Annotated in this window: 18 protein-coding genes and 1 other annotated feature; of the genes, 4 read left to right on the forward strand and 14 right to left on the reverse strand. The window is 36.7% G+C overall.

Annotated elements, in window-relative coordinates:
* Positions 1-2 precede the first annotated feature (2 nt).
* From AB1279_RS18210 to mecA, 3 genes are all read right to left on the reverse strand, one after another.
* Positions 3-1244 (reverse strand): competence protein CoiA, encoded by a 1242-nt coding sequence (locus AB1279_RS18210; protein WP_429760198.1) that lies wholly within the window; start codon positions 1242-1244, stop codon positions 3-5.
* A gap of 322 nt (positions 1245-1566) precedes the next feature.
* The gene (cls, locus tag AB1279_RS18215; protein WP_429751403.1) at positions 1567-3111 is read right to left on the reverse strand and encodes a cardiolipin synthase; all 1545 of its coding nucleotides are present in this window, start codon (positions 3109-3111) and stop codon (positions 1567-1569) included.
* Between the two features lie 75 nt (positions 3112-3186).
* On the reverse strand, positions 3187-3855 hold the full coding sequence (gene mecA, locus AB1279_RS18220) for an adaptor protein MecA (RefSeq protein WP_429760200.1): 669 nt from the start codon (positions 3853-3855) through the stop codon (positions 3187-3189).
* 438 nt (positions 3856-4293) lie between these two features.
* Between mecA and AB1279_RS18225 the strand changes: the two genes are divergently transcribed.
* On the forward strand, positions 4294-4962 hold the full coding sequence (locus tag AB1279_RS18225) for a TerC family protein (protein WP_429751406.1): 669 nt from the start codon (positions 4294-4296) through the stop codon (positions 4960-4962).
* Between the two features lie 200 nt (positions 4963-5162).
* On the opposite strand, the gene spx is transcribed toward AB1279_RS18225, so the two are convergent.
* Complete coding sequence (spx, locus tag AB1279_RS18230; protein WP_020059817.1) at positions 5163-5558, reverse strand: transcriptional regulator Spx; 396 nt, start codon at positions 5556-5558, stop codon at positions 5163-5165.
* A gap of 437 nt (positions 5559-5995) precedes the next feature.
* On the opposite strand from spx, the gene AB1279_RS18235 reads away from it, so the two are divergent.
* Positions 5996-6199 (forward strand): hypothetical protein, encoded by a 204-nt coding sequence (locus AB1279_RS18235; RefSeq protein ID WP_429760201.1) that lies wholly within the window; start codon positions 5996-5998, stop codon positions 6197-6199.
* Positions 6200-6333: 134 nt separating this feature from the next.
* Here AB1279_RS18235 and AB1279_RS18240 read toward each other — a convergent pair whose 3' ends face one another.
* From AB1279_RS18240 to opp3b, 5 genes are all read right to left on the reverse strand, one after another.
* The gene (locus AB1279_RS18240) at positions 6334-7971 is read right to left on the reverse strand and encodes a peptide ABC transporter substrate-binding protein (protein ID WP_429760203.1); all 1638 of its coding nucleotides are present in this window, start codon (positions 7969-7971) and stop codon (positions 6334-6336) included.
* 335 nt (positions 7972-8306) lie between these two features.
* Entirely contained in the window at positions 8307-9242 is a 936-nt protein-coding gene (locus tag AB1279_RS18245; RefSeq protein WP_377882403.1) for an ABC transporter ATP-binding protein, read from the reverse strand.
* Positions 9235-10278, reverse strand: coding sequence for an ABC transporter ATP-binding protein (locus tag AB1279_RS18250; RefSeq protein WP_429760206.1), 1044 nt, complete (start codon positions 10276-10278; stop codon positions 9235-9237). The genes AB1279_RS18245 and AB1279_RS18250 overlap by 8 nt, the downstream gene beginning before the upstream one ends.
* A 20-nt stretch (positions 10279-10298) precedes the next feature.
* The gene (gene opp3C, locus AB1279_RS18255) at positions 10299-11315 is read right to left on the reverse strand and encodes an oligopeptide ABC transporter permease (protein ID WP_429761469.1); all 1017 of its coding nucleotides are present in this window, start codon (positions 11313-11315) and stop codon (positions 10299-10301) included.
* Positions 11312-12241 (reverse strand): oligopeptide ABC transporter permease, encoded by a 930-nt coding sequence (gene opp3b / locus AB1279_RS18260; RefSeq protein WP_429760208.1) that lies wholly within the window; start codon positions 12239-12241, stop codon positions 11312-11314. Before opp3b ends, opp3C begins: the two co-directional genes overlap by 4 nt.
* An 856-nt stretch (positions 12242-13097) precedes the next feature.
* Here opp3b and AB1279_RS18265 point away from each other — a divergent pair.
* A complete protein-coding gene (locus AB1279_RS18265) occupies positions 13098-13475 on the forward strand; it encodes a DUF3899 domain-containing protein (protein WP_429760210.1) in 378 nt (125 codons plus the stop codon).
* Positions 13476-13530: 55 nt separating this feature from the next.
* Positions 13531-13747, forward strand: a binding site (T-box leader).
* A 128-nt stretch (positions 13748-13875) separates the two neighbouring features.
* Positions 13876-14865: a tryptophan--tRNA ligase gene (trpS, locus tag AB1279_RS18270; RefSeq protein ID WP_429760211.1), complete on the forward strand. Its 990-nt coding sequence runs from the start codon at positions 13876-13878 to the stop codon at positions 14863-14865.
* A gap of 228 nt (positions 14866-15093) precedes the next feature.
* Here the strand turns inward: trpS and AB1279_RS18275 are convergent, their stop codons facing one another.
* From AB1279_RS18275 to AB1279_RS18295, 5 genes are all read right to left on the reverse strand, one after another.
* Complete coding sequence (locus AB1279_RS18275) at positions 15094-15840, reverse strand: YjbA family protein (RefSeq protein WP_429760212.1); 747 nt, start codon at positions 15838-15840, stop codon at positions 15094-15096.
* A gap of 510 nt (positions 15841-16350) precedes the next feature.
* Complete coding sequence (locus AB1279_RS18280; RefSeq protein WP_429760213.1) at positions 16351-17139, reverse strand: DUF2268 domain-containing protein; 789 nt, start codon at positions 17137-17139, stop codon at positions 16351-16353.
* A gap of 223 nt (positions 17140-17362) precedes the next feature.
* On the reverse strand, positions 17363-18601 hold the full coding sequence (gene fabF, locus AB1279_RS18285) for a beta-ketoacyl-ACP synthase II (RefSeq protein WP_429760215.1): 1239 nt from the start codon (positions 18599-18601) through the stop codon (positions 17363-17365).
* Positions 18602-18629: 28 nt separating this feature from the next.
* Positions 18630-19562: a beta-ketoacyl-ACP synthase III gene (locus tag AB1279_RS18290; RefSeq protein ID WP_429760217.1), complete on the reverse strand. Its 933-nt coding sequence runs from the start codon at positions 19560-19562 to the stop codon at positions 18630-18632.
* A 78-nt stretch (positions 19563-19640) separates the two neighbouring features.
* Complete coding sequence (locus AB1279_RS18295) at positions 19641-20513, reverse strand: TetR/AcrR family transcriptional regulator (protein WP_429760219.1); 873 nt, start codon at positions 20511-20513, stop codon at positions 19641-19643.
* Positions 20514-20696: the final 183 nt, after the last annotated feature.

Consider the following 20696-nt stretch of genomic DNA (forward strand, 5'->3'; position numbering starts at 1 on the left):
TCTTATGTAATTCCTTCTGGGTACTTCTTTATTATATCCGTTTTCTCTTCACTCATGTTATACTTTGCTTCTACAAGCTTAAGAGCCTCCGCTAAAAATAAGCGATCAAACTTCTGTACCTCTTCTTCTATTTTTGGCACAAAAAAACAACGTACCTTTCGATATTTATAAACATCAACTTGCTCAATCTCTCCAATCTGACATAAAAATTGCATATATTCTCTCACTGCCTGTTGCCAAAATGTTGGGGGAAAATACGGTAATAACCGTCTATGAATCGCTCTGTTCCTCTCTACATATTGAAAAATGGTGTGCAATGAAAAATATTCTCCTACCGTAAATTTGCTTAATAGCTCAATTAAAATGTAAGCTTGCCATATAAAAGAATGAGTACGAAATGCTAGGAGTGATGGTAAAGGAACACCAATTTCAGCAGGAAAACAAGATGGGGATATATGATGATGATAAAGAAGCTCTAAAAAGGGGCGCTCACTTCGATTCCACATATAAATACCATTTGCCCTAAGACGTTGCTTTTTATTCAACCATTCTTTTTCTAGACGTTGGGTCGATATAGATGATGTTGTAAGAAGAGATGTTAATGTAGTCGTATGAAGCGGAAAATAAATTACATGTGAAAAGACGGTAGAAGAAGAAAAAGGTAGAAGAAGATTACATTTGAAAAATGCCTTTACATCTGGACAAAAATAGAGGATATAGGGGTTTGAATAATATTGCACGCAGCAAGAATGAAAAGAAGAAAGTGACAGCCAATATGTTGCATGACGTTTTAACTGATTCCCTCCCAATATCCATAATATTTGAATCCCTTCTTTCCAATATCCTTCCGTTCGTTTTAACAACTGCTCTACCGATAAAGTTGCACATTGATATTCAATAGCGATTTGTCGATTATCAATTACAACAAACAAATCAGGTCGCTGTTGAATTGCGGGCAGATAATGCTCCATTTTTATCGAACAAACTTGTGACTGAAGCCATCTATATAACTGCTCTTTTCCCCGCAAATGATATGCCGATTCATTTTCAAACTCGATTTTGCAGCTATGTGATTTCTTATGAGCGAAATGCCACTTTTTTTGCTTTCCTAGTTTTAGCTGCACTTCTAAGTGACAAATGGGACAGAAAAAACGCTCGTTCTTCCGTAATATAATAAGCTGTTTTTCCTTCCATCCATGAAGAAGATGAATTTCCTCTCCATTCTCTCTTTTTGCAACAAACATAGAATCACTCCTTTCTTCCGTATGGACTATTCTACAACCACACACGAATTCCTGCTCAGATAAAGTGAAACTTCCTTCAGTGGACGCCTTTCCCACTGAAGGTTAGTTGAACCAATCGGGCTCTTACAGGCGGTTTTCCTTCATGAAATATCCCTTTATACCGCCTGTTAGTGCGGGATAAAGGGAAACTTCCTTCAGTGAACGCTTTTTCCCACTGAAGGAAAGCTCTCGCCACTTGGGCTTTACGGGCAGTTTTCCTTCATGAAATACCTAAATTTACTGCTTATTAGAGCGAAATAAAAAAGCTCATTTTCATGAGCCTTTAGAGCAAAGGAGATAATAAACGATATGTTGATTCCACAATCCGCATCACAAGGCGGCGCTTCTTAAAGCGATCAACATAAATTTCATTTGATACTTGCAAATCTTCTTCAAAATCTGCCACAAGCTTGCGAATACTGTTAGTATCATATAAAAAAGCATTCACCTCAAAATTCAAATGAAAACTTCTCATATCCATATTTGCTGTTCCAATTGACGCCAAATCAGAATCAACAATCACAATCTTGCTGTGTAAAAACCCTTTTTCATATTCATATATTTTTACGCCTGCCTCTAATAATTCTGGAAAATAAGAACGAGACGCATAAAATACAGTCCTCTTATCCGGTTTACTCGGCATTAACAAGCGAACATCCATACCTGCTAAGGCCGCTACTTTTAACGCTGACAAAATGTCATCATCTGGAATGAAATATGGCGTTGCAATCCAAATTGATTTCCTTGCCGAAGCAATCATCGCAAAATATAAATGCTTAATCGTTTCCCACTTACTATCAGGTCCGCCCGCAACGAGCTGTACGCCTCCCTGTCCTTCTCCTTCTACAGCTTCCGCCTGTAAATAGTTTGGTGTTAAGACAGCTTCGCCTGTCATATAAAACCAATCCTGTAAAAAGATAAGTTGCAAACTTTGCACTGCTTCTCCTCGTAAATAGAGATGAGTGTCTCGCCAAAATCCAAAATATTTATTTTCTCCTAAATATTCATCTCCAATGTTTAAACCTCCAACGAAGCCTTCATTTCCATCAATAACAACAATTTTACGGTGATTTCGATAGTTAATTTTGTCATTTAAAATAGGAAAACGTACAGGAAAAAACGGCACCATCTCAACACCTGCATGATTTAATTCCTCAATGTATGTTTTTGAAAGTTTAAAACTCCCTACTGCATCATATAAAAATCGAACCTTCACACCTTCTTTTGCTTTTTGGATGAGAATGTCTTTAATTTTTGTACCAATTTTATCATCACGCACAATGTAATATTCCATATGAATATGATGCTTGGCCTTTTTCAATCCATCTAAAATAGATTGAAATGTCTCTTCCCCATTTGTTAATACTCTCGTTTCCGTATGAAAAGAAATATTTAATGCTCCAAGACGATCGGCTAACCGAAACAATAATTCTTGATGTTCATGTTTTTTCAATATACGGTCCTGATAATACTCATTCCCTTTATATTGTAAAAACGCCTGCTCATCTAAAAGCGCCTTCTTTTGAAACATTCGTTTTCTCCGAAAATTTTGTCCAAATAGAAGATATGCGAAAAAACCTACTACTGGAAAAACCCCAAGCACCATTAACCAAGTTAATGTTTTCGAGGGATGACGATTTTCTAAAAAAATGACAAATCCAATTAAAAATGCTGATATTGTAAATAAAGTACTTAAAATTCCTAAAAATGAAATATCTTTAATCCAAATTACATCTGTATAAAATGTTACATCAATAAACATGCGTAACAAAATAAACACAGTGAATAAACCAACCAAAAAGAACAATAGTTTCAATATATTTTTCATATCTGACCCCCTTACATACAATCCCTCTTCGTATATACACATTTAAAAAGCCGATTTCAATATAAAGAAATCGGCCTACATTCCAGGAGAAAAATGATTACGAATTGTTTCAAGTGCATTTTCAGCAGCAATTTGCTTTCCGTATTCACGAACGCGATGAATCGTTAAAGCGGATTCTTCTCCATATTCTAATATCACACTTAAAATACGGTCAATCTCCTCTTCATCGTGCACTACCTCATCAAATTCGACATATACATAATAGCGATCTTCAAATGAATATAATTCATCTTTGATCTCTTCAAATATAAGTCGATGGCTTAATGAAATAACATGCTCAAAGTCATCGAATTTAATTAAAAAGCCGAATATACCATCTTCGTTAAAAATTGCTCCTGCTTCTTCTATTTCCTGTTCAAATAACGATTCAATTCGCTCATCAAGAGGAATATCAATAATTTTATCGAGGCCAATTGGTAACTCTAATTTTTGTCCGTCTTTCGAAAGCTGCGCTTTCGTTACAAGTACTTCAATTCCTTTTTCAAGCGCTTGAACTTGAATCCAAAGCGGTCCATCAATAAAAAAGTCATCATGGTCACGCGCTTCATCCATCATCTCCCAAAACAGCTGTTCACTTCTATCGCGGTTATACCAAATTTCTTCACGGTTAAATCCGCGGTCCTCTATATCAATGTACGAGATATAAAATTTCACCGTATGATCATTAACTCTTTCAATATCCAAAATACACCTCTCCCTTCCTATTTGGAATGGTTATGAAGGGATTCCCCAATCATATTACAAAAAAGTTAGAATCTTGTACTCTCATTTTATGATAAGATGCTCCAGAATGGAAATAAAATCACCGTATTTAGAAAAAAAACAGTCATTTACCTAATTTTTCATTAAAGTATTCCCCTTAATCCCATAATGACTCTTCCTTCTCTCAAGAAAACATTGGACATGTTATCCACATAAATGATTGTCCTATATTCTTTTTTCCTGCATATGATGTAAACGAAACAAACTAAAAAGGACATTCCTTCTTCTATGATTTACAATACATTTACCATTCATATTAAATACAATTCTTTTCTTACATAGTGATTCTAACGAAAACAAATCCAATCCTAATAGACAATGTTTCTGTCTATTAGGACAGAACAAACGGAGGCAAACTGAATGGATTTAGACTTTCTCACATCCATCCTTATAATCGTTGGTATCGATGTTGTGTTAGGCGGCGACAACGCGATTGTCATCGCACTCGCAAGTCGAAATTTACCAGAAGCAGAGCGAAATAAAGCGATTGTTTTAGGGACTGGTTTAGCCATCATACTACGGATCCTCCTCACAGTACTAGCCGTTTATTTACTTAACATCCCATTTCTACAAGCAATCGGCGGTTTTTTCCTTACTCTCATCGCAATCAATCTGCTCACAGATAACAATCATGATCTTTCTAGCATTAAGGCAAAGACAACCTTATTTCAAGCCGTACGGACAATCGTTTTCGCAGACCTTGTTATGGGGTTCGATAATGTACTCGCAATCGCCGGGGCTTCACATGGAAATATTGCATTAGTTATCAGCGGATTACTCATTTCCATTCCTATTATCATTTGGGGAAGTAAACTCATTTTATTATGCATGGAAAGATTTCCTCTTCTCGTTTATATTGGCGCTGCCATCTTAGCTTATACAGCAGGTAATATGATAACACATGAAAAATTTTTCATATCTTTTTTCGAGAGGAATCCATTTTTCACAGCTAGTATTCCCTTTCTCTTCACGATTACAGTGTTACTAGTTGGCATTTTTGTAAACCAATTAAAGCTGCGAAATACATGAAGTTCAACTACTCGGACGCTTTTTTCCACTATGGAAAGCTCGCTCAATCGAATTTTTACCCACGAGCAGCGAGACAACAATATCAGTGAATTATCACCTTTTAGCAAAATACGACATGCATAATCTATCCAAAAAGAAAAGGAGCCAATAGCCCACATTCCGCTAAAGCAGAATTGGGATTAGCTCCTTTTCATATTATATTAATTTACAAGACGCTGCGCTTCGCGTAATTGAAATGTTCTCACTGTACGTGGTAAGAAGCGGCGAATTTCATCTTCGTTATAACCAACTTGCAGGCGTTTTTCATCAATTATAATAGGACGACGAAGAATACCTGGGTAATCACGAATAAGCTTATATAAATCTTGAAGAGGTAAAGATTCTAAATTAATATTCAATTCCTGAAAAACTTTAGAACGAGTTGAAATAATTTCATCTGTTCCGCTTTCTGTCATACGTAAAATCTCTTTAATTTCCTCAATCGATAATGGATCAGAGAAAATATTACGTTCTGTATAAGGAATATGGTTTTCCTCTAACCATAATTTCGCTTTTCTACAAGACGTACAACTTGGAGAACTATATAGTGTTACCATACATTACTCACTCTCCTTAAAAGAGTACAAATTCTGTACTATTTCACATTTTCATAATTATGTTCAAACAAATTCTGTATCGCTCATGACTACTTGTCTAAAAATAAAGAACTTCAAAATTTGTAAGCGAACCTTTCTAAAAAAACAATTACTTTAAATAAGTAACTTCTATAATCATTATACAATAGAACAAGAAAGAAATATACAGTAAATTTTCTTCATAATATACATAAAAGTTATGTATAAGATGTGTATTTTGTAAGAAAAATTTATGTATCTAGCCAAAGGGAACGTTTGTTCTTTTTTATATTTTACCAAACTACTTTTCCTCTGTCTACAGAAATTACAAAAATACATACATTTTTATCTGACAATTCTTTCTTTTTCACCTTCTTTCACATACAATACATATATACATATACAAAGGGGGCTTATGTATGGGGGCATTTTTTCTTGATTTCGCAATCGTTGCAGCATTAGTCATCGGGATTACCGCAACAGTCGGAATTATTACAAATGGGATTGGGGAAAAATTGTTTGGCGGTAAAGACAAAATGAAATTCGTAGATAAATCCTCTGAAGTGCAAGCTGGTTGGAATCAAGTTGGAGGTAAAGGAATTTATAAAAAGCGTACGTACTAAAAAAATGAAGCAGGATTGTTTTCCTGCTTCATTTTTATGTTCATTATTTTAAACTAACAAGTTTTAAACTTCTCTTCAATTCATAATCCGTAAAGAATGATGAAGCACCCTCTAGGATTAAAAATTCATTTTACTTACTTTACAGAAGCCCATTTAAAGCTTAGCTCTCCGCCATATTTATTGATATAAATATCCTGTACTGTTTCACGCTGTAAATACGATCTTCCGCGTTGATAGATTGGTGCAATAGCTGCATCGTCGAATAACATTTTCTCTGCACTCAATAAATTATTCCAGCGCCCTTGTAAGTCTGAACCATCTTGTTTAGCTTTTGTAATAATTTCATCATACTTAGGATTTGAGTAACCCATTTTATTTTGCGCACCGTTTGTCACAAACATATCAAGGAATGTCATTGCATCTGGATAGTCTGGTCCCCAACCGCTAAATGAGATATCATAATCACCGCTGCTCTCTAATTTTAACAATTGCGCAAAAGGTTGTGTTTTCAAATTCACTTTTAAACCTGGTAAATTCTTTTCTAATTCACCTTTTAAATACTCACTTGTTTTCTTTGCTAAGTCTGTATCAGAGTTTAATAATGATAATTCAATTGTGTCTTTTCCAAGTTCTTTTTTACCAGCTTCCCAATACTTTTTCGCTTCTTTTGCATCAGTTTTTACAAGCTTTCCATTCTCTTTTCGGAAATCTTTTCCATCTGTTCCCTTAACAAAGTCATCTGGAACTAAACCATATGCCCCTTTTGAACCGTTATTCAACAATGTATTTACCATTGCTTCGCGCTCAAAGCCCATGGAAATGGCTTTACGAATATTTTTATTCGCTAAAGCTGGATTTTTTTCATTTAAACGTAAGAAATATACTGTTGGATCGTTTACCGTTTTAAAATCGCTACCTTTTCTATATTTATCTACAAGTTCTGCCGATAAACCAACACGGTCAATTGCTTTTGTTTCATATAAATTTACCGCTGTTGCTGTATCTTTTACGATATTATAGTTGACTTCCTCTAATTTAACTGTTTTGTTATCCCAATAAGATGGATTTTTCTTTAATTGGAAGCTTTGTTCATGTTTCCATTCACTTAATACAAACGGTCCATTATACAATGTTGTATTTGCTTCTAATCCATATTTCTGACCTTGCTCTTTCACATATTTTTCATCAAGTGGGAAGAACAACGGATATACTGTTAAACTCACAAAGTATGGAACTGGATTGTCTAGTTCTACTTCTAATGTATAATCATCAACTGCCTTTACACCTAATTGATCTACCGGCAATTGTTTCATATTAATTTTCTCTGCATTCTTCACATCAAACATTATGTAAGCAGATTTCGCAGCTGTATCTGGATTTACTGCTCGCTGCCAAGAATACACAAAATCTTTTGCTGTTACAGGGTCCCCATTTGACCATTTTGCATCTTTACGTAATTTAAATGTATATTTCTTTCCATCTGCTGATTTTTCATACGACTCGGCAACACCTGGAACTAATTTTTGATCTTTTCCAAGACGATATAACCCTTCCATCGTATTGTTCATTACACTAGAAGATGTCGCATCTGTTGTTAATGTTGTATCCATCGTTGGAAGCTCAGCTGTTTCAACCAGGTTAATCACCTGCTTTGCACTACTTGTGTCCCCTTTTGCTTTTGCTTGCGAATCTTCTTTTGAATATCCGCATCCCCCTAGAATCATGCTTACTGTTAATGTTGATGCAAGTAGCATCGGCACTTTTTTCTTCATGTATTATACCCTCCCCAAAAATGTTAGCCCTTCCATTAAAAAGAATGAAAAGTAATTAAGTTCTAACAATTCATATTATACATACAAATTGATTATTTGTATACTTATTTTTCTATCTTATGAAAATTTTCTGTTAATACTTATATGTCTTGTAAGCGTTTTATAACGCGTTTTTCTTCCGTTTTCTATTATTTTTAAATTTATTAAAATTATCAAAATATAATTACTACCCTTTCATCATATATGTTTTTATTAAACTATCTAAAAAAGAACAATGATTTACCTTCTTCTAAAAAGCAAAAAAACGAGCACATTTTTCATGTGCTCGTCTTCTCTTATTGATAAATTTCTTTATATTTCTTATATTCAGCTTCTGAGCAAAGAACGAAATGCCCTGGGCGAATTTCGCGCATCTTTGGCTCTTCATTCCCGTATTGATGCTGAGATGGATCGTACACGATACGTTTACGATTGCGCTCGTAATCTGGATCTGGAAGTGGAATTGCTGATAATAATGATTTTGTATACGGATGAATTGGATGCTCATATAACTCTTCACTCGTTGCAAGCTCTACAATTTTCCCGTGATACATAACGCCGATGCGATCGCTAATATATTTTACCATTGATAAATCATGCGCAATAAATAAATATGTTAACCCTTTTTCTTTTTGTAATTTCTTCAATAAGTTAACTACTTGCGCTTGAATCGACACGTCAAGTGCTGAAATTGGCTCATCCGCGATAATAAAATCCGGCTCTACCGCTAACGCTCTCGCAATTCCAATACGTTGACGTTGTCCGCCAGAGAATTCATGCGGGAAACGGCTTGCATGCTCACGGTTTAGACCAACTGTTTCAAGCAATTCGTACACACGCTTCATACGATCCTCTTTGTTTTTGGCAAGACCATGAATATCAATACCTTCTGCAATAATGTCCGCAACGCTCATACGCGGGTTTAATGATGCATATGGATCTTGGAAAATCATTTGCATTTTACGGTTAAATTTCTTTAATTCAGCACGTGATTTTTTACCGTGCACATTTTCACCATCAAATAATACCTCGCCTGCCGTTGCATCATATAAACGAATAATCGTTCTTCCTGTTGTCGATTTACCAGAGCCAGACTCTCCTACAAGTCCAAATGTCTCTCCTCGATAAATATCAAAGGTGACATCATCAATCGCCTTTACAACTCCGCCGTTCACATTAAAATATTGCTTTACATTTTTTACTTCAATCAATTTTTCACGATTATTAGTCATGCTGTTCACCCGCTTTCATTTGTCGAATACGTCTTTGGACAATTTCAGGCGGCTCCACTTTCGGAGCATCTTCGTGAAGTAACCACGTTGCTGCATAATGTGTATCACTTATCTTAAATAAAGGTGGTTCCATTTCAAAATCAATCTTTAACGCCTGTGGATTACGCGCTGCAAATGCATCACCTTTTGGCGGCTTTAATAAATCTGGCGGTGTGCCTGGAATTGCATACAATTCCTCTTCTTCGCCATCTAAACTTGGCATAGAAGCTAACAATCCCCATGTATATGGATGTTTTGGATTATAGAAAATTTCATCAACCGTTCCAATTTCTACAACTTTCCCCGCATACATAACGGCTACGCGATCCGCCACATTCGCAACAACACCTAAGTCATGCGTAATAAAGATGATAGCTGCTTCTGTTTTTTGTTGAATGTCTTTCATTAATTCTAAAATTTGCGCTTGAATTGTTACGTCAAGTGCAGTCGTTGGCTCATCGGCAATTAATAATTTCGGGTTACAAGCTAGCGCCATTGCAATAACAACACGTTGTCTCATCCCGCCTGAAAATTGGTGTGGATATTGTTTTAAGCGTGCTTCCGGATTTGGGATTCCTACAAGGTCAAGGAGCTCTAACGCAACTTTGCGAGCATCGACCTTATTCATTCCTTGATGTTTAATAAGACCTTCCATAATTTGATTACCGATTGTCATCGTTGGATTTAACGATGTCATTGGATCTTGGAAAATCATCGCAATTTCTTTCCCGCGAATTTGCTGCATTTCTTTTTCTGTTAACTTCGTTAAATCACGACCATCAAAAAGAATTTCTCCTTTTTTAATGCGCCCTGGCGGCTTTGGTATTAAGTCCATCAACGCTTTAGATGTAACGGACTTACCAGAACCAGACTCCCCTACAATTGCTATCGTTTCTCCTTTTTTCAAGTCAAAAGAAACTCCACGCACTGCTTGTACTTCACCAGCATGTGTGTCAAAGGAAACATGTAAATCTTTTACGTCTAACAATGTTTTCATCATTCTCTCTCCTTTCTTCCTTATTTACGCATTTTCGGATCTAACGCGTCACGTAAACCGTCTGCTACTAAGTTAAATGCTAAAATCAACATACTAATTACGGCCGCTGGAATAAACATCATATGCGGATATGTTTGAATTGACTTATACCCATCACTTACTAGAGAACCTAATGATGCTAACGGCGGCTGAATTCCAAGACCAATGAAGCTTAAGAAAGCTTCTCCAAACACTGCACTTGGAATTGTGAACATTGTCATAACAATGATAGTACCCATTAAGTTTGGCACTAAATGCTTTACAATTAGTTGTGTATTTGTTGCTCCAAGCGTACGAGATGCTAATACATACTCTTGATTTTTCATTTTCAGTACTTGTCCACGAACAACACGTGACATGCCAATCCATCCTGTAATAGCCATCGCAAATGTAATGGATAAAATACCAGGATCCATCACGATTACCATTAAAATTACAATAATTAAGTGCGGAATACCGTTTAATATTTCAACGAAACGTTGCATTAAGTTATCAACGCGGCCTCCGTAGAATGCGGAAATACCACCATATGCAACCCCAATAAGTAAATCAATTGCTGCTGCTAATAATGCGATATATAAAGATACGCGTGTTCCTTGCCATGTTCTTGTCCATATGTCGCGGCCAAGATCGTCTGTACCAAACCAGAAATATTCTTTAACATCATGTTTTTCATATTGGTCTACACCGTATTGATCCACACCATCAAACGGCAGCCAATGAATATGCTCTAGCCCTTGCACTCTCGGTGGCAATTTCGCACGGTTTAAATCTTGATCTTTATACGAATACTTACTCATCATCGGACCAAAAATCGCTAATAGAGTAATTAGAAGGAGAATAATCATCCCAAAAACTGCACCTTTATGCTCAAACAGGCGTCTTCTTACATCTTGCCAAAACTTTATACTCGGACGGGCAATGACTTCATTATCAGTATTGCTGCGATTTGCTGGTTGAAATAAATCTGGCGATATTTTTTGTACATCTTTCATTATTTTTTCCCTCCCACTAAACGAATACGAGGATCAACTACACCGTATAGTACATCGACAATAAATATAACAAAAATGAAAATGGCACTATAGAAAATGGTTGTACCCATAATAACTGTATAATCGTTCACTGAGATAGACTTAACGAACTGTTCCCCTAAACCTGGTATAGCAAATACCTGCTCAATAACAAGTGTTCCTGTCAACAAGTTAGCAACCATTGGACCTAAAATTGTAATAATCGGAATAAGAGCATTTCGCAGTGCATGTTTTACAATGACTACACCTTTACTAAGCCCTTTTGCTTTTGCCGTTAAAATGTACTCAGCTTGCATAACCTCAATTAATTCTGTACGTGCAAAACGAGCTATTGTAGCTGTTACACTTACAGATAATGCGATCGTCGGTAGGATTGTATATTCAAATCCTTTCCAAAATGCTACTGGTAACCATCCAGCTTGTACTGCTACATAATATTGTAATAAAGCCGCAAAAACGAATCCTGGTACAGACATTCCGAGTACCGAAATGAACGTCGCCCCGTAATCAGCCCACGTGTTCGTACGAAGAGCTGCAACAATACCAAGTAGTAATCCAATAAAAGTTCCTAAAACAATTGCTTGAAGACCCAACTGTGCAGATGGACCAATTCGACTAACAATCATATCTGTTACTGGACGGTTGTCATACTGGAATGATACCCCTAAATCCCCTTTAACTAAGTTCCCCATGTAATGTGCATATTGCACTGGTAGAGGATCATTTAAACCATACTTTTCTAAAATGATTTCTCTTTGTGCTGGCGATAATTTCTCTTGGTTTTTAAGCGGAGAACCCGGCAATAATTTCATTAAAAAGAATGTTAGTGTTGTGATTAAAAATAACGTAATAATCATGTACGCGAAACGTTGCAATGTATAACGTCCCATAACTAGCACCTCCCCATTTTCTCAAAAGCAATAAGATAGTTTAAAATATTCTTACTATTGTTTTTAAAATAAGAGTATATGCCCATCATAGGCATATACCCGTTGTAACTGATGGAGTAAAGCATATTATTGTTGGACTGAAGCCCGCTTGTAAAAAACTTGCCGCTATAATTATGTTTGATAACATCTTTTACAGCACTTTTTTGCATATATGAATGTTCCCTTTTGGAACACAGGAGCAATAACTGCATCCTCTTGAATAAAAACTTTCTCAACTTTTAACAGTTCATTCCAATTCGGTATAGCTCTTCGACCCTATCGCCTCGCACTTTAGAATATTCGGAATATTACAACGAAAAATACATCCCTTGTCGGAATTTTATGTACTTCTGTTAAATTAAACCCTCGCTTCCATTGTTATTACTTGCCGCCTTCGCTTGCTTATTCTCTTTTTGTCTGCAAGCTCCTAGCATGCTAACTATTCATGCCAATGCAAGTAATAATAGCAGCTTCTTCTTCTTCAAGTTGTATTGCCTCCCCTACGTGCACCCCCTACGCCCTAACTATGTAAAAAATATAGAATTGAAAGAATAATCTCCAAGTTTCTACAATTTTCATTATACATATAATAAGACGATTGTGAATATAGTTTTTTATTTTTTTGTTAAAATTTTTAAATTAAAATGTACTTTTTAGTATTTTTTTGTATCTTTTGTAAAGAAAGAAATTAACATTACAGCCGCCTAATTGCAACAAAATACGAAATTATGTATATTTTTCTAAAAATTCTTTATAGTGCTCATTATAACTTTTATAGTATAATAATTCTAGTAATTTTTTTGTGGAGGTGCAGCATTTGAATACGCTTTTTTCACGCATTAGTATACTAACTGGCATCACAATTACAGTTTCTTGTGTTTGGGCTTTTGTTCTTTCCACTTCTTTTTTGTTGAATTTTGTCAATATTATGTTTTATATCGCTCTACTCTTTATTATTATCGGAGGATTTTTATTTCTATTTCAGCGTGGCTTTTTCAATGTAACAATGTATGCTTTTAATAAGCTAGGCCGATCAAAGGAAAAAATGCAATCTTTAATTGAGGGCGATGAAAAGTACAATCCAAAAGAAAGATTGTACCGCACATATTCTTTTGCATGGACATATCCTATCGTTATTACCGCTATCATATTAGGAGCACTATCAACAATCCTTACCTTCACTGTTCTTATATAATTTGCAAACCACCCATTGTGTGTTATAATAGTGCAAAAACATTTCACAAATTTATATGCATGCGACGAGAAAGAAGAGTACATATTGAAGCAATTTCAGAGAGCTTGTGGTTGGTGAAAACAAGTAATTGTACAGTATGGAATGGGCTTTTGAGCACCAAACCGAAACATTTTAGGAGTAGGCTTTGGCGTTACATCCAACGTTACAATGGATAAAGAGATTTTGCTTTAGCAAAATAATTAGGGTGGTACCGCGGTCCATTCGTCCCTATTTTTAGGGATGAATGGGCTTTTTTTATTGGAAAAGTGGAAGCGGTTTGCTCAAAATTACAAGGCGCTAGAACTCTAAGCCAAAATATCAAAAAATGAAAACTATACAACTTTTTAAGGAGGAAATACATATGTCAGTTATTTTTTCAGGCATTCAGCCAAGCGGAACAATTACACTTGGTAACTATTTAGGAGCAATGAAGCAGTTTACAGAACTGCAAAATGAACATGATTGCTACTTCTGTATTGTAAACCAACATGCGATTACTGTACCACAAGACCCAGTACAGCTTCGCAAAAATATCCGCAGTCTAGCAGCACTATACGTAGCATGCGGCATCGATCCAGAGAAAGCTACATTATTTGTACAATCAGAAGTTCCAGCACACGGTCAACTTGGATGGATTATGCAATGTACTGCCTACGTAGGCGAATTAGAACGTATGACACAATATAAAGATAAGTCACAAGGAAGAGAATCTGTCCCGGCTGCTTTATTAACATACCCACCATTAATGGCAGCAGACATTTTACTATACAATACAGAGATTGTTCCAGTTGGCGATGACCAAAAACAACATATTGAATTAACACGTGATTTAGCAGAACGCTTTAACAATCGTTATCGCGAAGTATTTACGATTCCGGAAATTCGCATTCCAAAAGTAGGTGCACGCGTTATGTCATTAACAGAACCTACGAAAAAAATGAGCAAATCAGATCCAAATCCAAAATCAATGATCAGTATGCTTGATGATCCTAAAACAATCGAAAAGAAAATTAAAAGTGCTGTAACAGATTCAGACGGCATCGTAAAATTCGATAAAGAAAACAAACCTGGTATTTCTAACTTATTAACAATCTACTCTTCATTCTCAGGGAAAACAGTGGAAGAGTTAGAAGCAAAGTACGAAGGTAAAGGATACGGCGACTTTAAAGGTGACTTAGCACAAGTTGTTGTTGAAGCAATCCGCCCAATTCAAGAAAAATATAATGACCTCATTAATTCTCCTGAATTAGATGAAATCCTTGATAAAGGTGCTGAAAAAGCAAACCGCGTCGCAATCAAACAACTTCGCAAAGTTGAAAACGCAATGGGATTAAGCAGAAAACGTAGATAAGAAAGAAAAGCGGCACCGACTGTTTAGCCCTGTTGGCTAAGGTTCTTTCGCACAGAAAGTGTTTTGTACTTTCTCGTGCGGAAGGTTCTTAGACAGAAGGGGCTAGGAGGCAGAGCTGGACAAGAAAAGCGGAAGCGGCTTGACTACTCGCATCCGTCAATATCTTTGTAAACACACAAAAAGGGAATGATCCTAAAAGGCACCTACGTGCCTTTTGGATCATTCCTTTTAATTTACCTTTTGCTCGTTTTCCATTTCCCACAACTTTTCAAAGAACGGTTGCCCTCTCACAAGTCGTTCACAAAGCTGTTCATGTTTATCTGACCAGCCATACTTTGCTTCTTCATATAAACGGTTCCACACTTCTTCAAATGGCAAGTGTTGCACAGATGGATATGCTGCTGGATCCCATTCTGTATACCAATAGCGAATCTCCGCTGGGTTTTTCGTTGTATGTAGTTGATCTAGCGCCATAAAGAGCAGTTGTTTTAATTGTCTTTCTTTCCGCGTTAGCCCATTCATCATGTGCGGGGAAGGTGATAAAATATGATGCTCCTTTTGCGATCCTTCCACTTCAAAATCATATGTTTCTGCCTGTACGTTTTCTACCATTTCATACACCATTTGCTCTTGTCTTGGAATCAGTCGGCTTTTGCGTATCGGAATATTGTATCCGATTGTATCAATTGCAATAATTCCTTTTCCATCTGATACAACAAAACAATACTCTTGTTGCAGTCGTTCATGGTTTTTTCGGATATACGCCTTATGATGTACGTCTTCCAATAGTTTTGACGGAAGCTCTAGCAATTCGTTCTCGATGTAATGATATAATGTGGAATCTACTTTTACTAATGGTACTTGATCTAACAATTCGATCGTATCATCCTTCCGCCATTCATAGAAATGACAGACGTTATACCCGTTTTCTTCACCTTCAAACCAATTTACCCATACATCATGCAGATATAACATTGTTTACCCCTCACTTCACAACTGTTTGTAGCTCTCATTATGGTCATCTTTCGTAAAATTTATTCCAATGAAGGAAATATATTCTTATTAATTTCTTCATTGCCTCTCACCTTTCATTCTCATCAGATAAAACTTTCATTAGTAAATATCCGGTTCATCACCGTAACATGGGGTTGATTTTTTGAAAATGAATCATTTTTCATACACGGAACGGAGAGTGGCGACTCCTGCGGGAATAGCGAGGAAAGTGAGACCCCGCAGGCTTGCCGAGGAGGCTCGCTCTCGCCCGCGGAAAGCGTCCACTCTTCGTTACGTGTACATCTATCTATATGTCACCCCCGTCTTTTGGTGATGAACCAAATATCTTTCCCTCTAATAATTAGTCAAGAAATGAATACAATGCCACCTCTCTTTCTCATTTCTCTTTGCATCTTGAGATGGGATCCTACTGCCCGCAAATAGCGGGACAAAATAAAAAAACTTAGCCACAGCTAAGTCCATACATCATTCTTATGATTTAAAAGAAACTGCTTCTTTTAAAATCGTTTTCGCATCCATTTCTAGTAAAGCATTTGTATTATATTTCGTATGCGCTACACAATCCTTTACGATATGAAATCCTACAGCATATCCAAGCATACGTGGATAGAATCTCCATCCATTTAACAGCACATCATGCTCCCTGGTCATTCGGTTCACATTACATCTATCATATAGAAACCGATGCCAAAGCCTAATTGCTTCCTGTTTGCTATAATAAGACACCCACGGAGCATGGTAAGAATCTCCATATCTTTCATACACCGCTTGTTCTGCTAAGCCCTCCATAACCATCGTATCCAGAATCGTATACTGTTCTTCTTTTATTTCAGTTTCATGGATACGGCATATGTGGTGGTATTCATGGGTAAGCAATGCCTTTAACTCACCAATCGAATTTTGTGAACTCACAAATAAAAATAAAGCATCTCGAATTGTTAATCCTGCTTTCCCGTTATACTCTCGCTGAACAGTTCGGTTATATGGATCAGATAATAAAATAAATATCGGTATATCAGGTCCTTTTAACCATTCCCGTAATTCTTTGTACTCTAATGCTAATTTCTCCCATACTCGTTCTTTTTGTAATATGTCGATTTCTTTCTCGCCATCTATCACCGGGCGAAACATTCCTTTTGAAACAAGAAATCGATACAACGCTTCTTGTTGAAGCGGAAAATATTTTGTAAACTTCTCACAAATTTTTTCTGGCTCTTGATAATACGTACGCATCCATTCTGCCGTTTTAACCACGCCCATCTTTCTCCCTCCTTTAGTTCCATACATATGCAACTAACTGAAAGAAGGCATAAAAAAAGTGCAGATTTTCATCTGCACTTTTTTCCTTTATCCCGCATGAACAGACAGTAATCCCCCACCTAAAAACAAAGAAGATAGGCGGGAATAACTGCCCGTAAAAGCCCGATTGGGCGGGCTTTCCGTCAGTGAGGATGAAGCTCCCGCTGACGGAAGTTTTACTTTATTATTTATATGCTTTAAATACTAATGCTGCATTATGACCACCAAAACCTAATGAGTTACTTAATACAGCACGTACCTCTTGTTGTCTTGCTTTATTTGGCACACAATCTAAGTCACACTCTGGATCTGGTGTTTCATAGTTAATTGTTGGCGGAACAATGCCATCTGTAATTGTTTTAACAGATATAATTGCTTCTACTGCACCAGCTGCACCTAGTAAATGTCCTGTCATTGATTTTGTTGAGCTTACCGCTACTTTATATGCATGCTCACCAAATACTTCTTTAATTGCCATCGTTTCATACTTTTCATTCGCTTCTGTACTTGTACCGTGCGCATTAATATAATCAATGTCTTCCGGCTGTAATCCAGCGTCAGCTAATGCCTGACGCATTGCACGAACACCGCCTTCACCGCCAGGAGCTGGCATTGTAATATGGAATGCATCACCTGTTGCACCATAACCAGCGATTTCTGCGTAGATATGAGCACCACGTGCTAACGCATGCTCTAACTCTTCCAAGATAATGATACCAGCACCTTCGCCCATAACAAAACCGCTGCGATTTTTATCAAACGGACGACAAGCTGTTGCCGGATCTTCATTAAATGTTAATGCTTTCGCAGAACTAAACCCTGCAAATGCTATATTTGTTAACGGTGCTTCTGCTCCGCCTGTAATCATCGCATCCGCGTCACCGCGCTGAATTACTTTAAATGCATCACCAATTGAATTCGCTCCTGATGCACAAGCTGTTACTGAACACGTATTAATTCCTTTTGCTCCAGTGGCAATCGATACTTGACCAGCTGCCATGTCTGGAATCATCATTGGTACGAAAAATGGACTTACGCGACGTGCACCCTTTTCCATATATACTCTGAATTGTTCTTCGTATGTTTCCATACCGCCAATTCCAGATCCAACCCACACTCCGATACGAGGAGCATTCTCTTCTGTAATTTCTAATTTCGCATCTTCTACAGCCATTTTTGCAGCTGCAACAGCATATTGTGTAAAGCGGTCCATACGACGCGCTTCTTTCTTATCGATATATTTCTCGACTTCAAAGTCGTTAATTTCCGCTGCTACTTTTGCCGGAAATTGCTCTGCATCTAAGCGTGTAATACGTCCAATTCCAGATACACCTTGCTTAATATTGTTCCACGCAGTTTCTACATCATTTCCTACAGGAGTAACTGCTCCTAATCCTGTAATTACAACACGCTTTTTTTCCATACAAAATACACTCCTTTTCTCTCAATCCTTATTTACCCCAACGAAGAGCAAGTGCTCCCCAGGTTAATCCACCGCCAAAACCAACTAATATGATAAGATCACCATCTTGAATGCGTCCATTTTGCAATTCTTCTACCATAGCAATTGGAATCGAAGAAGCTGACGTATTCCCAAACTTAGAAATCGTCGTGCTCATCTTTTCCTGTGGTAAATTTAATCGCTCTCTCGCCGATTCCATAATACGAATATTTGCTTGGTGAGGCACTAAATAGTCCACATCTTCTTTCGTAAGGTTTGCTTTTTCTAAAACACGAAGGCAAGAATCACCAAGTTGACGAACAGCAAATTTAAAGACTTCTCTTCCGTTCATCGTAATATATTCATCTTGATAAAGGTGCTTACCACCACTTCCATCCGCTCCTAATTCAAATGAAAGAATACCTTTTCCTTCTGAAACAGCTCCCATAACGACCGCGCCTGCTCCATCGCCAAATAAAACTGCCGTATTTCGGTCATTCCAGTCTACAATTTTAGATAACTTATCGCTACCAATTACTAATATATTTTTATAAGTTCCAGTTTGAATAAATTGTTGTGCTGTAATCATTCCGTACATAAAACCAGCACAAGCTGCACCTAAATCCATAGCTGCTGCATGCTTCGCTCCAATTTGTTCTTGAACTACGCAAGCAACCGCTGGAAACGAACGATCTGGCGTTACTGTTGCAACTAAAATAAGATCAATTTCTTCCCCGCTAATCCCTGCATTTTCAAGTGCTTTTTTTGCAGCTTCCGCAGCCATATATGAAGTATCTATTGTATCATCAGCAATTCGTCTTTCTGCAATTCCTGTTCTTGTACGAATCCATTCATCAGATGTGTCCATCATTTTCTCTAAGTCGTGGTTTGTGACAACTTTTTCCGGCACATATCTCCCGATCCCTAAAATGCCTACGTTCACATTGCAACCCTCCGTTTTATATCAATTATTATGACTTGGTACTAATTTTAAATGATAAGTTTCCTTTTGTCTATAATATTAATTTGTTATTTTATAATACAACGCAAGTCTTTCACGGAAATCATGCAATTCAGGATACGTTTTTAAGTTAGACAACATTCCTTGAATAACTGGAACTCGCGGATGATTCATTTTCATTTCTGACTCTAGCACATCTAGTGTAACCATTAATTCATTATTCCCTAATTGATCTACTAGCGTACGTTTTAACTTAATAATTTCATTTATAAATAATTCTTCCTTATGCTCGTTCATTACATTCGTATTGCATAATAAATGATTGAGTTCTCTTTCTGTAATGACTGGTTCGTCTTTTGAACGTTGCAGCCCCGCTACGATATCATCCATTCTCTTTAAGATAAATTTTGCCGTATACAGTATATCTAAATTTACCGTATTAAAGATAATTAGCTCTAAATATCCACGTGATATTCCTTCTAGCATGATAATTAAGTCAACAAGATGAGAGGTAATCTCTTCCCCGTAAATAGAAAGTAAACTGTTTCGATAAAAAGCATGTGATTCTAATTTCATTCTCGTCATAAATGTTTCTACTTCTTTATTAAAGGGAATTACATTTTCTCTCATACACATAATAATGAATTCTTTTTTTTGTTGTAATTCGTAAAACTGACAGTGCATTTGTTTTTCAAATTTCTCACGTGGAGGTAATGATTCTTTTTCAATATCCGTCATTTTATTTTGAATCCGATCGTAGTAATACTCGAGCGTTGCCAATACTAAAGCGTCTTTCGATTTAAAATGCAAATAAAATGCGCCTTTGGAAATACCGGATTCCGTTGCTATTTCTTGAATAGATGTTGCACTAACACCCTTCATTGCAAATAATTTAATTGCTGTTTCAATAATTAACCGCTCTTTTTCCTTCATCTTTTTCTCTCCTAAAAAAACACTCTTATTCGAATTATGACTCATTGGTCAAAAATTGCAAGTATTTCTCAATATTTTATCCCGCATTAACGGGCAGTAAGATCCCCACCTCAAGAGTTTGAGAAAATCAAAGAAAATAGTTGGGGATAACTGCCCGTTAATGCCCGATTGGTTCAACTAACC

The organism is Bacillus sp. S14(2024), from assembly GCF_050473785.1.
GTDB lineage: Bacteria > Bacillota > Bacilli > Bacillales > Bacillaceae_G > Bacillus_A > Bacillus_A yunxiaonensis.